Source organism: Lonepinella sp. MS14435 (assembly GCF_042485795.1).
Taxonomy (GTDB): Bacteria; Pseudomonadota; Gammaproteobacteria; order Enterobacterales; family Pasteurellaceae; genus Lonepinella.
This window is the reverse complement of the sequence record NZ_CP169368.1, coordinates 1,395,076-1,410,364: the sequence shown is the minus strand read 5'-3', so window position 1 is coordinate 1,410,364 and position 15,289 is coordinate 1,395,076. Positions and strand designations below refer to the sequence as shown.

Sequence of the window (15,289 nt, the reverse complement as noted above, 5' to 3'; positions counted from 1 at the left end):
AAATGATGAAGAATCTTTGCTAATAGATGCTTAGAGTATTGCTTATAATTGCCGTTCACTCGTTTGTTGTTATTGGTAATATTGATACGTTTTATAGCCAAATGCCACAATTAAAATGCAAAACATAATGATTATTTGGATAAGACGTTTTTTAGTCAATTTTTCTGCGGGCATAAATCACCTTTTTTCTCATTTATTACTTCTTAATTTCACTTTTTAATGCTATTATTTTTGAGTTAGATCAATTTTATCACAAAATAATTTGAGGAAGAATGAGTATTTTATCATCAGAACCAAGTATGGGTCGCCGAGTTCAATCAGGCGGTTGTGCTATTCATTGTCAAGATTGCAGTATTAGTCAATTATGTATTCCTTTTACGCTTAATGCTCATGAGTTAGATCAGTTAGATAATATTATTGAACGTAAAAAACCAATCCAAAAATCCCAAGTATTATTTAAGGCTGGCGATGAACTAGTTTCATTATATGCTATTCGTTCTGGTACAATTAAAACTTATACAATCAATGAAGCAGGAGAAGAACAAATTACCTCATTCCATTTACCTGGAGATTTAGTGGGGTTTGATGCCATCATGAATATGCGTCATCCTAGCTTTGCCCAAGCCTTAGAAACTGCGATGGTATGTGAAATTCCATTTGATATACTCAATGACTTATCTGGCAAAATGCCTAAATTACGCCAACAAATTATGCGGTTAATGAGTAGTGAAATTAAAAGTGATCAGGAAATGATTTTACTTTTATCTAAAATGAATGCAGAAGAACGTTTAGCGGCTTTTATTTATAATTTATCCAAACGCTACTCTGCACGTGGCTTTTCAGCTAGAGAATTTCGTTTAACCATGACGCGTGGCGATATTGGTAATTACCTCGGTTTAACCGTAGAAACCATTAGCCGTTTATTGGGACGTTTCCAAAAATTAGGTATTTTGTCCGTACAAGGTAAATATATTACGATTAATAGTCTACCTGAATTAACCGAAGTTGCTGGAATTCATCGTACCAAAATAGCATTTGACTAAAAATTTTTATTAATCAACCATAAATTGCATAAAATTTGTTGTGTAGATCACATTTTTAAATTATCTAACTTGTTATTTTATGCAATCCACTCTATGCTATATCGTATTCAAAAATGAATGAAATCAAACTGCAAAAGCAAAAATGGAGGTTATGATGAAATTCAACAATATTCTCGTTATTCTTAATCCAGAAAATGAAAAACAATACGGTCTTGCTCGTGCTGTCCGTTTGGTAAAAGAACAGAAAAGCGAAACGCCTGTTAATATTACTGTTTTCTTACCTGTCTATGATCTTTCTTATGAAATGTCTGCCTTGCTTTCCGCTGATGAACGTGAAGAAATGCACAAAACCGTGGTTGAGCAACGTCAAAAAGATGTCCTCCCCTATTTAGAAAAATATGCCGATCCAATGATTATATTTCACTCACGAGTGGTTTGGTCAAGTAATGAATCCGAAGCTATCGTTGCTGAAATTGAAGCTAATCATTATGATTTGGTAATTAAATATACCAAAGAAGAAGAGAGTTTAACCTCTCTCTTTGTTACCCCAATGGATTGGCAATTATTACGTAAATGTCCTACCCCATTATTAATGGTACGTGACGGTGACTGGAAACATCAAAGACGTATTCTTGTGGCAGTCAACGTATCAGGCGATGAAGAATATCACGATATTTTTAATAAAGAACTCGTTTCGCTCAGTATGGACTTAGCTGATCAATTAGAACGTGGTAACGTACATTTGGTCAGTGCCTATCCGCCGACACCTATGAATATGGCGATTGATTTACCAGAATTTCATTCAAGTGAATATATTAACGGTGTACGTGGTCAACACTTAATTAACATGAAAGCCTTACGTCAACATTTTGGTATTGCGGAAGATCATACGCACGTTTATGAGGGTTTCCCAGAAGAAGTTATTCCGCAAGTTGCCAACGATATTGAGGCAGAATTAGTGATTTTAGGTACAGTTGGACGAACTGGACTCTCTGCCGCACTACTTGGTAATACCGCAGAACATGTTATTAGCAAATTGAAATGTAATTTACTAGCGATTAAGCCGACTAAAAAAGTATAATCTTGTAAATTGCACCAAACACAATAAAAGTGCGGTGAAAAATAACCGCACTTTTTTATTTTAGATAATCCAAACAGTAAACTCTTATGACAGAAATAATCCAAAAACTCGATCCTGATACCGCTATAGATATTGCCTATGATATTTTCCTTGAAATGGCAGGAGAAAATTTAGATCCTGCTGATATTCTTTTATTTAACCTACAATTTGAAGATCGTGGTGCAGTAGAATTTGTGGAAACCGCTGATGACTGGGAGCAAGAAATCGGTGTACTGATTGACCCCGAAGAATATGCCGAAGTGTGGATTGGTTTAGTCAATGAACAAGATGAAATGAATGATATTTTTGCAAAATTTTTAATCTCACATCGTGCAGATGATCGTGAATATCATATTATCTGGAAAAAATAATGTACTCAAATAACGATAGCTTAAAAAACTTAAAACTCGGTCAAAAAACGGAATATTGCGCCATTTATGACCGCACTTTACTGCAACCTGTGCCACGTTCACTTAACCGTGATATGCTTGGTATTACGCAACAACAGCCTTTTTCATTTGGTGTAGATATTTGGACAGCTTATGAAATTTCTTGGCTAAACCCTAAAGGTTTGCCACAGGTTGCCATTGCGGATATAGAAATTGATTACCGCTCACAAAATTTAATTGAATCAAAAAGTTTTAAACTCTATTTAAATAGCTTTAACCAAACTAAATTTGCTTCTTTTGAACAAGTACAAAATACCATTCAACAGGATTTGGCTCAATGTGCTGAGGGTCATGTCAAAGTGCGGTTAAATTCTCTCGAATTTTACCGCCAGCAAAAGATTGTGGATTTTACTGGCGAATGTATTGATTATCAAGATATTGAAATCACCGATTATGCTTTTGATGCCAATTATCTGGATAATTGTACCAATGAGCAACAGGTGGAAGAAACGTTAGTCAGCCATTTACTTAAATCAAATTGCTTAATTACTAGCCAGCCCGACTGGGGTTCAGTACAAATTCATTATATTGGAAAACAAATTAATCAAGAAAAATTATTACGCTATTTAATCTCATTCCGTCAACATAATGAATTTCACGAACAATGTGTAGAGCGGATTTTTAATGATTTAATGCGGTACGCTCAACCACAAAAATTAACGGTGTATGCTCGTTATACCCGTCGTGGTGGTTTAGATATTAATCCGTTCCGTTCAAACCTTGAACCGATTCCCCTTAACCAACGTTTAGCCAGACAATAATATGAATCAAGTTTATTATATTAATCCGAAAGGCAGTATGGATCAACTTTCCCATATTGAAGTTTGCCAATTAACCAAACAAGCTGGCTCACCACTCTATCATCTTTATCGTAATTGTACTTTAGCAGTCCTAAACTCTGGTGCTACCACCGATGATAGTCGAGCCTTATTAGCCAAATATGATGATTTTGATATTAATTTAGTCGCAAGGGAACGTGGCATTTCCCTAGAATTACATAATCCCCCTGAAACTGCTTTTGTAGATGATGTGATGATTAGTAATATTCAATATCATTCTTTTGCGGTATTACGTGATATTTTATTTGTTCACAGTATGATTTCAAATACTGATTTAAACAGCGAACAAATCACCAATTTAGTGTTTAATATTTTACGTAATGCGAAAGCCCTAATTGTAGGTGAGAAACCTAATTTAGTGGTTTGTTGGGGCGGTCATTCAATTAGTGAGGCGGAATATCAATACTGCCGTGCGGTAGGAACTGAACTTGGCTTACGTGAGTTAAATATTATTACTGGTTGTGGTACGGGTGTTATGGAAGCACCTATGAAAGGAGCGGCGATCGGGCATGCAAACCAACGTTATAAAAATAGCCGTTTTATCGGTATTACGGAACCCTCCATTATTGCATCAGAACCACCCAATCCGATTGTCAATGAATTGATTATTATGCCAGATATTGAAAAACGCTTAGAAGCCTTTGTACGCATGGGGCATGGTATTATTATTTTCGCTGGTGGACCTGGGACATTTGAAGAATTTATGTTTATTTTAGGCATAAAACTCAATCCTAAAAATCAAGCACAAACCTTACCGTTGATTCTCACTGGACCGAAAGAAAGTCAAGGTTATTTTGATGCCATTGATCATTTTGTTAAAGAAACGCTGGGCGAACAAGCTCAATCTCTTTATCAAATCATTATAGATGACCCAGTGACGGTGTCACGCCACATGAAGTCTGCAATGACTAAAATTCAGCAACAACGATTTAAAAAAGGTGATAGTTACAGCTTTAACTGGTCACTAGAAATTGACCACGAATTTCAAAAACCATTTATTCCAACTCATGAGAATATGGCTAATTTGAATCTTCATCTTAATCAAAGTGCGGTGAATTTAGTGGCAAATTTACGCCGAGCTTTTTCAGGTATCGTGGCTGGTAACATAAAAGCCGATACGCAAGATAAAATTGCTAGCTTAGGGAAATTTAAGTTAAACGGTGATCAACAATTAATGAGTAACATCGATCAATTATTACAAGATTTTATCGTACAGAATCGTATGAAATTGCCAACAGGTGATGCTTACGAGCCTTGTTATGAAATTATTAAATAGGAAGCCAAAAAATGATGAAACGTATTGAGCAATTATTCGCCAATAACCACAGTTGGGCATTGCGAATGAAAGAAGAAAATTCACTTTATTTCAAAGAACTCGCCGAACATCAAACCCCACATTATTTATGGATAGGCTGTTCCGATAGTCGTGTTCCTGCAGAAAAACTGACGAATTTAGAACCAGGCGAATTGTTTGTACATCGTAATGTAGCAAATCAGGTTATTCATACCGATCTCAACTGCCTTTCTGTGGTGCAATATGCAGTGGATGTATTAAATATTGAACATATTATCATCTGTGGACATACCAACTGTGGTGGTATTAATGCAGCGATGACCAATCAAGATCTCGGGTTAATCAATAACTGGTTATTACATATTCGTGATATCTGGTTCAAACACAGCCATTTGCTTGGTAATATTTCTCCCGAAAAAAGAGCTGATATGTTAACTAAAATCAACGTAGCAGAACAAGTCTATAATCTTGGTCGTTCTTCTATTGTTCAATCTGCTTGGGCTCGTGGTGCTAAACTTTCTTTACATGGTTGGGTTTACGATGTAAATGACGGTTTCTTAGTCGATCAAGGTGTATTAGCAACAAGCCGTGAGAGTTTAGAAATATCTTATCGTAATGCTATTGCACGCCTGCAAATACTAGATGAGAATAATATTCTGGAAAAGAAATCTGTTCCACAAGATTAATTTAACAAATACTCTGACGCAAAGAAGGTTAAGCTATAAAATATATAACACTGATTGATAGCAATATTTTCAAAATTTGACTGATTTTAGATAGCTCAGCTAGGCAATCAAACTTACAAAAAATCATCTTATAATTGATGAAATTTAAAGCAAATAAGCATAAATCAACAATTTATACTTGCAACCATATTAGATAACCGTATAATGCAACACAAGATTTACTGCTTGCCAGTGTGGCGAAATCGGTAGACGCAGCGGATTCAAAATCCGCCGCCCTTAAAAGCGTGTCGGTTCGAGTCCGACCACTGGCACCAAATTACAAGAAACCACGTTGTTACGTGGTTTTTTTTCGTCTTACGTTTTGTTATTTTATCTTACTTTTAAGACGGGCGAAACCTGATACCGCAAGGCTTTACACCTTAATGATGTTCTTTCGTATTCTTATGCGTTAGCGTTTTGCCTTACGTTGACAACCGCAAATAATAAGGGTACAAATAAGGGTACAAGTTTAAGGGTACAGAAAAAATAGTAATTTTGTACCCTTATTTTTTCCTAGAGCCTTTTAGTATAAGGCTTGAACGGTTATTTATTTTTTGAGATTTTGAGCAAATGGCACGATTAACTAAACCTTTAACTAATACCGAAGTTATTAACACAAAGCCAAAGGATAAAAATTATAAACTTTCAGACGGTGGCGGATTATTTTTACTGATAAAAAATAATGGCGTTAAAAATTGGCGTATGAGATACAAACGACCAATAACCAAAAAAGAAAATGAAGTTAGTTTAGGTAATTTCCCCGAAGTATCACTACAGCAAGCACGTAAACAGCGTGATGAATTTCTGGCGTTGCTGGCGGAAAATATCGACCCTTTAGAATACCGCAAGGAACAAGAGCTAGCAGAAATAAGAAAGGCAGAGAATACTTTTAAAATAATCTGTTCAAAGTGGTTTAATGATGTTTACCCTAGCAAAGCAAGCAACCCCGATACTATAGCGAAGAACTGGCAGAGATTAGAAAAGCACGTACTACCCTTTATCGGTGATTTACCGCTGGCGGATATTAAGCCTAGAATTTTGCTTGAGCTATATCAAAAAATAGGGGCTGGCAATACGTTAGACAAATTACACCGACTTATTAAAAGCACCATGGATTACGGCATAAAGTTAGGCGTTATAGAATTTCATAATTGCAACATAGCCAAAGATGATTTTATTACCCCGATAGCAAAGAACCACCCTAGCATTATGCCTTATGAATTACCTAAGCTAATAGACTTAATGAATAACGCCTACACAGCTCACAGAATTGAGCCTAACACGTTCTACGCTTTCAATTTGAGCTTGCTCACTGGTTTAAGGCAGGGGGAAGTTACCAAGCTAGAATGGCGGTTTATTGATAATGAATTATTAATAGTTCCTAGTTATGTACTGAAACAGACACGGAAATTAAAAGAGCAACCACGAGATCACATTATCCCCTTATCTACGCAAGCGAAACGGCAACTAGAAACGATTAAACAGATTAACGGCACGAGTGCTTTTATCTTTGCCAAAGTACGCAACAGAACCGCACCCATGAGCCGTGAAAGCGTCGCCAAAGCATTAAAGGAAATATTACAAGGAACAGACCTACAAGGCAGACAAAACGCCCATGGCTTACGCTCAATCTTTAGGACTTATTTAACTCAAATTGGCGTTGATGTGGTGGTGGCAGAATTGGCACTAGCTCACCTATCTACAGGGAAAGGCAAGATACAGGCAATTTATGACCGTTACGAATATTTAGACGAACGCAAGCAAGCATTGCAACAATGGGGCGACTATTGCGAGCAGTGCGGAATGATAACAGGCTAATCACTTCCACCACCAAAGCCAACAACCTAACCCTAGCCAGTTTTTTATTTAAATCTGGCTTTATATTCCATTTTAATATAAAAAATTAATTTCCCTTACTATCCTATTTTATAATGTTTTTTTTCATTTTTTATCCCCTTATCCCCGTTTTACCTTATTTATATCTATTTTTCTTTTAGAAAAGAAAGAGATATAAAAAGGGGATAAGGACGGGGATAAGACGGGGATACGGGGATAAATCTAAATTAAAGCACAAAAATAATGCTATATCAGATTATATAGCATACAAAATTATCAATAACTTTTAGTTATATAGATAATTTCTAGCGTTTTAATGACTACTTAAATTTTAAAGCTGCTGATTTTTAGGGAATGTATAAAACAAAGCCCCATGGGGTGGGTAAAAAGTTCAGATGAAAAGGTTCAAATACCGCCATTGGAACTTCATTTAATCGCTATTCCAGTTTTTCTAGGCATTTTTATACGGCGAAAGTACAATTAGACAACCTCACAAAACTTCACATTAGCTTACCTTAAAACAAAAAGAATTAGGGTATCCGCAAAAATTGGATACCCCTAACAAATTAAAAAATAAACAGGCACCACAGATTCCACCAACAGGAATATAAAAATAATCACAACAAAACCCCTTTATACAGTATTTCACTGTATCTAAATTTGATTTAAAATAAGACAGAATTAAACAGCGTATTACTACGCAATGAATATAAGTGCGACTAGGTGCGGATTAATTACCCGACCCGAAAGAGTGAACCCTATTTCATTTTGTCGCACTTTTACCAAATAGGGAGCGTATAGGGGCGTGATTATGGCATTACCTAAATTTGAAGATTATTGTTATTTAGATGACGAAACTAAAAAATCTCTGAGTCTTGTAGAGTTTTTTAATGAATATGAAGTTATATGTATTTCTTCTAATTTAGATCCGAGACATACGGCTAGCAGACTTGAAAATTATAGTGTTTATAGTTATCCGCTTGAACAATTACGAGAAGATGTAAGAAAAAATAAGTTAAGCCACTCAAAAGTTGATATTAAATATTTAGATTGTTACGGAGACAACGAGCAGGAAGTTTTTAAAATTCATTCTAAAGATGCAAAAAAATGGGCAACTTACCACGGTTACAAGTGGGATATTCCAGAGTATAGAGAATTTAATTCTAGTGAGATCACTAGCGAACAAGGGGACGACCAATTACAACAGGCTAACGAACGCATAGCCGAATTAGAACAGCAATTAGCCGATATTCAAAGCACCACCACAAAACAAAGTGCGGTGGATAATGTAGAATATAACGGAGATTTACCGCTATCAACCAATGAAGAAAAATTGGCTCACTTTATCAATTTACTGATTAAAGCAAGTCCCGAATTACAGAAAGACGGACGCATACCAACGTACAGCGAATTACACACAATTCTAACCGCAAAAAATAAAGGTGAGCAGATACCGTCAAAGGTGACTATTCAAAAATACATGAATAGAGTTTAGCGACCGTAAAAGGTCGCTTTTTTTATTCCTTTCTAATTGTTCAAAAACGCTATTAAATAGTTCATTTGTTCAGTGAACGAGTTCATTTATTCACTTTTCCCCGATTACTTAAAAATTGTTATTTAATTACACCGCACTTTAATTTTGTTCAAAACCAAAAGGCGGAAATTATGACAACAGAAAGCATTCAAGAAACTAACCAACCTACAAAGCAGCTATTGACCCTAAAAGACGTTACGGCAATGACTGGCTTATCTTCTACCACTATCTACAAATTCGCTAAATCTGGCAAATTCCCACAACCGAAGAAAATTGGCGATCGTGCTGTTCGTTGGCGTTTAGCAGACGTTCAAGCCTACATTAACGCTTAATATACTAAGCATTCATTGTTACTACTTTATAGGTGAAAGATATGAGACCAGACAAACGACCAGACCGACTAGAACGCATAGGCATTCAGTTATTAATTAATCCGCATGGAATTTCTGAACTTGAATTAGCCATAAATCAACACATCACCAGCGGACGCAATGAAGTAAACAAAATTGAGAAATTAATAGATGTTAAATTCGCCCGTAACTGGGAAAACACAGCGGACGGTATGGGGCAATATTATCGCTATTCAGTCCCTAACCGTGCGACGGCAGAAAAATTGCTTAAATTCGTGGAAAGTAAAGCTGTATTACGTGGTGAAGAACCCTACACGCAGGCATTTAAAGAAATATGGCTTGATCCGTTCCCCTATGCTGGCGAAATGGCATTTAGTGAATGATAGGACCACCAGCAACAACCATTAACGGAGATTAAAAAAATGACGTTAAAAAAATTAACACCAAAATACAAAACCTATCCACAAACCACCCGCAGTTTTGAACTGGATAAAATTGCGGTGGAACGCTGCAAAAATGAATTTCCAGAACACTACGGCTTCAAGAAAGCATTAGCCAAGGAATCGGAAGAATTAGCCGACCGACTACAAAAGGGGATTGATTTATTCAAAGATTTAAAAGCTGGTGGAATGACACTCACAGGCGAGCAGAACGCACGCTATAAGGCGTTTAGAAATGGGGCAATGTATTTCATTAACCGACTAACAAACCTTGCTGAACACGTGGAGAACGTGGAGAAAGGCGAATACGAGCCGACACCATACCGACCTGAAAAAACCTGAATTTTGTCAGCAGTACGCGCGCGTGAAAAACATAAAAATGTTGATAAATGTTGAAATCATTCAATTAAAAACGACTACAGAAAACTACAGTTAGATAGTCAATCAAAAACTGGTGGAAATGATTAACAAGGATTTTAGCGGCTCAAATTGAGCTACTAAACTACTACAAAATATTACATACAGACCACATGGCAAAACTGCCAAGCGGTGCGGAAAAATTAAACAAGGTAACGACACATGAACGATTTAACAACACTATTACCACTACACACTAATTTTAATCAAGGCATTAAACAACAACTTATTAATGCTCATGACTTATGGCTATTCTTAGAGATTAAAACACGCTTTAATGACTGGATAACCCGAAATATTAAAGAATACGGATTTAAACAAGGCAAAGATTTATTTTACTCAAATTTGAGTAAAAAAGATTTAGCCCAAAATCAAGAAACACGTGGACGAAAACAAAAAAACTACTTGCTCACCATATCCACCGCTAAAGAATTAACGATGACGGCAAGCAATCGACAAGGAAAACTGGCACGGCGTTATTTTATCCAATGCGAAGAAAGACTGGCAGAGATTGCACCCGAAATCATTAAGGAATACCGCTCACAATGGCAAATAGACCGCAATGCAGTGAAAACCCCATTCAAGCGGTTATGTAACGCCCTAGAGCGAAATAGAGAGCGTTTAGGTAAAACCACAGAGAAACACCACTACACCAACGAAAGCAACATGATAGTAAGCATTGTGCTAGGTATGAGTGTTCAGCACTGGAAACAGGCTCACAGTATTAGCGGTGATATTAGAGATACATTAACCGCTGAGCAGTTGGCTAAATTGGAATATTTAGAGCAAGCGGATTTAGTTTTGTTGGATATGAATATCAGCAACTTCCACCACCGCAAAGAGAAGTTGGCGGAAATGTTGGCGACACATTTTACTGAATAGACTTCCTAAATTTAGGAAACGGTGCGGGAAATTTAACCAAAAAAAAGCCCTAACCATACACAGTTAGGGCGGAGATTTTTCACTACATTATTTTACTATTGCGTCAGGTTACACATGAAAAATATATCAAGTAACAACCGAAATAATATTAGCATTATTTCTGGCAAAATCAATCACATTATTCTGATTTGTTATATTAAATCGGGTTTTAATAAAAACAAATTACAAGCCCAATCATTGACAAACCGCGGTGAAATTCCCTATTATTTTCGCAACGGGCGTGGAAACCCTATAAAAAAACAAGTGGCGAACGATAGCACGCCAATTTTAAACCGTGCTTTTTTTGTTCGTGAAATTCGCACACCTAAAGAAAATAACAAGCTCAATTTTGAGCTGGTTAGCACTTTATCAAATGAAGTTGCAAAGCTCAAATTTGAGCCTAGCAATTTTCTTTCAATGATAGCGTGCTATGGGAAACGCTTAGGCGTTGGCGGTTTACCACTTGTAACCGTTTTTCCACCCCGTAGCACGTTATCGCCAAGCCGTGGAAAGCAAAGCGATAACTCTCAATATCAACAAGTGGAGTTATCAGTCATGATCTATTTATTCCTAGGCATACACCGCCAAAACTTAGGCAACACAAGCCTAACTGTTCAACGCTTGCCAAAAGCAAGAATCGTTATTCAAGCCGACAGCGAAAGCACGGCACGGGCAAAAATCGCTAAAGATTATTGCTTGTTGCAATGCTGGAACGTCAAAAACTCACACCATTTACACCGCACTTTATCCAACATTAAGGGGGTGATTTATGCGTAAAATTTTCGTAGAGCTATTGCGTAGTCGTGAAAATGGGGGTAGTATTGGAATCACTACAACCAAAGACGGAAAGCACGACCGTTATTTAAGTGCTATTTTTTTATCTCAAATTCACCATTCAACAGGCGAACACCGCCCCGAATGTATCGTATTTGCGGTAAGGATTACACCCCGAAATAAGGCGATTATTCGCACGAATAAGGGGGGCTGTTCTTTGGCAGTAGTTGAACCCTTACCGCACCTAACTCAAGGCGGTACATTACTAACTAACACCAAAGAGAACAATCAAATGAAACAATCCAACACTTTAACCAGTGCGTTAAATCCTATTCGCTATTCTCAACCGTTTTCATTAATGGGGGTGAGCTATGCGTAAAGCCAAAATCAAAACATTCAAACCTGAATATCAGCCGACTTTTGAGCAGTTAGCAAAAGCGGTAGCGAGAGCAGAATTTTATTTAAATTTTGCTAAAGATTACATTCACAGCGGACACTTAACAGGAACAGCAGACGCACTCAAAGCAATTAAAAACGAACTTACCAAAGGACTAAAACCACAACAAGGGGGCAAAAATGCGTAATTCATTCGACCTAATCAACAGCTTTAACACCAACCTAGCACAAGCCGAAAGTGTTTTAATGCTGCTTTTTGTTAATTTTTCAGAGAATGACGGCGATTTTAGTTTAAATCCGCACATTATTGAAAATGCAATCACCAACATTCAAAGCCTGATTTTAAATGCCAAACAAGACGGCAACGAACTAGGCGAATTATTAATGAATACCGAAAAACAAGGGGGCAAAGATGAATAATGTAAACGTTATAAGCGGACAAATTGACACACTAGAGAACCGAATCAACACGCTTTTTCAACCGTTATCGCTGATTCATCTGCTCACGAAAATAGATTATAGCTGTTCGATAGATCCGAGTGAATTAGCTGATAGTTTAACTGGCGTAGGCGACTTAATACAGCGTTCTATTAATGACCTTAACAATTATGTAGATTTATTACGAAAATCGGTTAGCGTGGCGGAAATTGCGAATAATCCACCACCAACAGACAAAACAGTAAAACAACCGCACGCAGGACCAAGCAAACGACTACAGGGAGAACAATAATGATTTATTACAGCGTCACAGGTTACGACAACAACGGCAAAACCTACAATCTAGGCACGTTCGACAACCTAGATAATGCAATTAAACGACAAATTAATGCACTGGCAGACCGTATTTATAAAGCAGTCCACATTGCGAAAGTTATTAAAGAGAAAGCCTAGGGGGAATTATGGAAATTAACCAAGATAAAATAAGAAGAATTGCTGATCTTAGTTTAGAGCAAGGATTAAAAAACGATAAAACAGGTAAAAATGAAGTGCTATATCCTACATTTTCAGATTTAACAAATGTATTTCACTTTGCTATTAGAAATTTAGAAGATGAAAACGTTTTAACGGAGTTGTGGCACGAGCTGGCAATCATTGCGAAATGTTTAATTGATTCTACTGATTCAGAATTAACGAAAACGCCATCTTTTACCAAAGCAGACAAGGAAAAATTTCACCGCAATTTCACATTAAAAAATCTAGTATTTGAAATTATCTGCTTTCAAAAAACAATAGACAAGCGAGTAGCCGAAATCAAGCAAGCACAGGGGGCAAGCAATGACAAAATTCACTAACGCACCGCATTTAAAAGAGACGTGGAACAACCAGCTATTCAGTGATTTAATCATTTTAGCAGGTAGTGACGCATGGGGAACATGGGGCAAAGGTAAAGGTACTATGTGGCGTATTCTAGTGGACGGCTTGAAAATGGATTATTTCCATTCGAAAAATGAGAAAGTTCACCCCTATGATCAGAACCCAGTTATTTTAGATGTAAAACAGCTTGTGAACCTAGACCGCACAAGGATTTGTAACCCTGATCAGAGAGCTATAAAAATCTTCCAATGTGGCGAACTCACACAGGAGCAGAAAACCGCTATTTGTTTAAACCTTGCCACCAACAACAAAGTGAACGGTTTAGCCGTTGGCTTGTATAACGGGGTGACAATGGAGAAAGAAGAAAACCTAAGCGGATATATCGAACGCCTACGCACCCAAGAAAGCGAGCAAGATTTAGCAAAAATGATAGCAATTTCCGTCGCTGGTGGAAGTAATGACGAAATTAATTTAGACAGCAATTCCACCACCGAAAAACAAAAAACAGACGCTTTTTTTAAATGGCGAAACCAACCGCTAGGGCGTGATTTAACTTTAAGTAAGAGTTTTATTTATAACGGCAAAGCGTGGCTAGATTATTCTGATGAAGAATTAAAGCGTGATATTGTGAAATTCTACAATGAGCATAACGCAAGCTATCGAAATAGCACGATAAACAATCTAGCAGAGATTATCATTCTGAACATGGCGACCGTGCCACAAGCTAACGGGCGTTTTATTGCTTTTGAAAATGGTGTAATAGACAAGTTTACAGGCGACTTTCTGGAACATAACCAACAGCAAGGGGTAAGGGGTTTAGAGCCATATAGCGTTACCTTAAGCGAAGATACGCCACATTTTGACAGCTGGCTGAAATTCGTAGCCAATGGCGATGAAGAAAAAGAACAGGCAATCATGGCGGGGCTTTATATGATACTCACCAACAGGCACAAATGGCAGTTATTTCTTGAACTGGTCGGAACGGCTGGAGCGGGTAAAAGTATTTTAAGCGGTATTGCGGAAACTGTGAACGGCAAAGGCAATACGGCAAGCATGAAGATCGAACAGCTAATAGACCCGATAAATATAGCAACCCTGATCGATAAGTCGTTATTATTAAGTCCCGAACAAGGGGAATACAGCAAGGGGGCGGAAGACCTTAAACGCATTACAGGCGGAGATTTAACACGGGCAAAAATTCATTATCAAATGCCTATTGATATAGTATTGCAATTAGTTGTAGTGCTAATCACTAACACGCCCCTTTACTTCCCTGATTTAAACGGGGGTATTGCTAGACGCAGGGTGATAATTCACTTCGATCATAAAGTTCCCGAAGACAAGAAAGATGTTAATTTTTTAGACAAAGTAAAGTTAGAAGTGTACGGGATTATTAAATTATTGCTTAAAGCATTCCCTGAGCCAGAAACCGCTAGAGTAATATTAGAAACGTACAGGGAGAACCACAAAGGGCTAGCGACTAAAATTCAAGCCGACCATTTAATAGACTTCGCACAGGAATTTTATATTAAACCAGTGGAGCCAACCGACCCACCAAACGAGCGAAACGACAAGATAAACGGTTTATACTGGGGAAGTAACAAGGGTATTAAAGATTTTCACACCGCACTTTATCGAGCCTACATACATTTTTGTGAGTGTACGAACCAAAGAAAAGTAATGAGCTTAAGCATTTTTAAGCAAAGACTACCAGACGCACTAAAAGAAGCAGGGCAAAAAGGCGAAGTAGTAGAACGGCTGAAAGACAATACGCTAGTTACTAATATCTACTACAAGGACAAAATGTTAACGCTGGCAAAGTGGCAAGGGTAAGCTA

At 37.3% G+C, this 15,289-nt stretch carries 20 protein-coding genes and 1 tRNA gene; all 21 read left to right on the top strand.

All coding sequences use genetic code 11. The features are described 5' to 3' along the window. The first annotated feature begins 272 nt into the window (after nt 1-272). The 21 genes from O1Q80_RS06735 to O1Q80_RS06635 all read left to right on the top strand — a co-directional run bounded on the left by O1Q80_RS06735 (nt 273) and on the right by O1Q80_RS06635 (nt 15,285). Nucleotides 273-1,043 (top strand): FNR family transcription factor, encoded by a 771-nt coding sequence (locus O1Q80_RS06735; RefSeq protein WP_386686105.1) that lies wholly within the window; start codon nt 273-275, stop codon nt 1,041-1,043. A gap of 154 nt (nt 1,044-1,197) precedes the next feature. Further along, a complete protein-coding gene (gene uspE, locus O1Q80_RS06730) occupies nt 1,198-2,124 on the top strand; it encodes a universal stress protein UspE (protein WP_386686102.1) in 927 nt (308 codons plus the stop codon). An 86-nt stretch (nt 2,125-2,210) separates the two neighbouring features. After that, nucleotides 2,211-2,534 carry an HI1450 family dsDNA-mimic protein gene (locus O1Q80_RS06725; RefSeq protein ID WP_386693079.1) on the top strand — a complete coding sequence of 108 codons (324 nt, stop codon included), beginning with the start codon at nt 2,211-2,213 and terminating at the stop codon, nt 2,532-2,534. Further along, entirely contained in the window at nt 2,534-3,373 is an 840-nt protein-coding gene (queF, locus tag O1Q80_RS06720; protein ID WP_386693852.1) for an NADPH-dependent 7-cyano-7-deazaguanine reductase QueF, read from the top strand. Before O1Q80_RS06725 ends, queF begins: the two co-directional genes overlap by 1 nt. A 1-nt stretch (nt 3,374) precedes the next feature. Next, nucleotides 3,375-4,727: a nucleotide 5'-monophosphate nucleosidase PpnN gene (ppnN, locus tag O1Q80_RS06715; RefSeq protein WP_386693850.1), complete on the top strand. Its 1,353-nt coding sequence runs from the start codon at nt 3,375-3,377 to the stop codon at nt 4,725-4,727. A gap of 14 nt (nt 4,728-4,741) precedes the next feature. Beyond that, nucleotides 4,742-5,431, top strand: coding sequence for a carbonate dehydratase (gene can / locus O1Q80_RS06710; protein WP_386690240.1), 690 nt, complete (start codon nt 4,742-4,744; stop codon nt 5,429-5,431). A 227-nt stretch (nt 5,432-5,658) separates the two neighbouring features. Then, nucleotides 5,659-5,745, top strand: a tRNA-Leu gene (locus O1Q80_RS06705). A gap of 295 nt (nt 5,746-6,040) precedes the next feature. Next, the gene (locus O1Q80_RS06700) at nt 6,041-7,288 is read left to right on the top strand and encodes a tyrosine-type recombinase/integrase (RefSeq protein ID WP_386693848.1); all 1,248 of its coding nucleotides are present in this window, start codon (nt 6,041-6,043) and stop codon (nt 7,286-7,288) included. A gap of 829 nt (nt 7,289-8,117) precedes the next feature. Continuing rightward, nucleotides 8,118-8,801: a hypothetical protein gene (locus O1Q80_RS06695; protein ID WP_386693846.1), complete on the top strand. Its 684-nt coding sequence runs from the start codon at nt 8,118-8,120 to the stop codon at nt 8,799-8,801. Nucleotides 8,802-8,971: 170 nt separating this feature from the next. After that, nucleotides 8,972-9,172, top strand: coding sequence for a helix-turn-helix transcriptional regulator (locus tag O1Q80_RS06690; protein ID WP_386693845.1), 201 nt, complete (start codon nt 8,972-8,974; stop codon nt 9,170-9,172). A 41-nt stretch (nt 9,173-9,213) separates the two neighbouring features. Next, the gene (locus O1Q80_RS06685; RefSeq protein WP_386693844.1) at nt 9,214-9,573 is read left to right on the top strand and encodes a hypothetical protein; all 360 of its coding nucleotides are present in this window, start codon (nt 9,214-9,216) and stop codon (nt 9,571-9,573) included. Between the two features lie 39 nt (nt 9,574-9,612). Continuing rightward, nucleotides 9,613-9,972: a hypothetical protein gene (locus tag O1Q80_RS06680; RefSeq protein WP_386693842.1), complete on the top strand. Its 360-nt coding sequence runs from the start codon at nt 9,613-9,615 to the stop codon at nt 9,970-9,972. Nucleotides 9,973-10,209: 237 nt separating this feature from the next. Then, nucleotides 10,210-10,929, top strand: a complete 720-nt coding sequence (locus tag O1Q80_RS06675) for an antA/AntB antirepressor family protein (protein ID WP_386693840.1) — start codon at nt 10,210-10,212, stop codon at nt 10,927-10,929. A 114-nt stretch (nt 10,930-11,043) separates the two neighbouring features. Next, complete coding sequence (locus O1Q80_RS06670) at nt 11,044-11,745, top strand: hypothetical protein (RefSeq protein WP_386693838.1); 702 nt, start codon at nt 11,044-11,046, stop codon at nt 11,743-11,745. Then, nucleotides 11,738-12,121 (top strand): hypothetical protein, encoded by a 384-nt coding sequence (locus O1Q80_RS06665; RefSeq protein ID WP_386692731.1) that lies wholly within the window; start codon nt 11,738-11,740, stop codon nt 12,119-12,121. Before O1Q80_RS06670 ends, O1Q80_RS06665 begins: the two co-directional genes overlap by 8 nt. Beyond that, entirely contained in the window at nt 12,114-12,326 is a 213-nt protein-coding gene (locus O1Q80_RS06660) for a hypothetical protein (protein ID WP_386692732.1), read from the top strand. Before O1Q80_RS06665 ends, O1Q80_RS06660 begins: the two co-directional genes overlap by 8 nt. Beyond that, nucleotides 12,319-12,558, top strand: a complete 240-nt coding sequence (locus tag O1Q80_RS06655; protein ID WP_386693836.1) for a hypothetical protein — start codon at nt 12,319-12,321, stop codon at nt 12,556-12,558. Before O1Q80_RS06660 ends, O1Q80_RS06655 begins: the two co-directional genes overlap by 8 nt. Then, entirely contained in the window at nt 12,551-12,868 is a 318-nt protein-coding gene (locus tag O1Q80_RS06650; RefSeq protein WP_386693834.1) for a hypothetical protein, read from the top strand. The genes O1Q80_RS06655 and O1Q80_RS06650 overlap by 8 nt, the downstream gene beginning before the upstream one ends. Further along, nucleotides 12,868-13,029: a hypothetical protein gene (locus O1Q80_RS06645; protein ID WP_386693833.1), complete on the top strand. Its 162-nt coding sequence runs from the start codon at nt 12,868-12,870 to the stop codon at nt 13,027-13,029. The genes O1Q80_RS06650 and O1Q80_RS06645 overlap by 1 nt, the downstream gene beginning before the upstream one ends. Nucleotides 13,030-13,037: 8 nt before the next feature. Beyond that, nucleotides 13,038-13,430: a hypothetical protein gene (locus O1Q80_RS06640; RefSeq protein WP_386693831.1), complete on the top strand. Its 393-nt coding sequence runs from the start codon at nt 13,038-13,040 to the stop codon at nt 13,428-13,430. Then, complete coding sequence (locus O1Q80_RS06635; protein ID WP_386693829.1) at nt 13,414-15,285, top strand: primase-like DNA-binding domain-containing protein; 1,872 nt, start codon at nt 13,414-13,416, stop codon at nt 15,283-15,285. The genes O1Q80_RS06640 and O1Q80_RS06635 overlap by 17 nt, the downstream gene beginning before the upstream one ends. Nucleotides 15,286-15,289 lie beyond the last annotated feature (4 nt).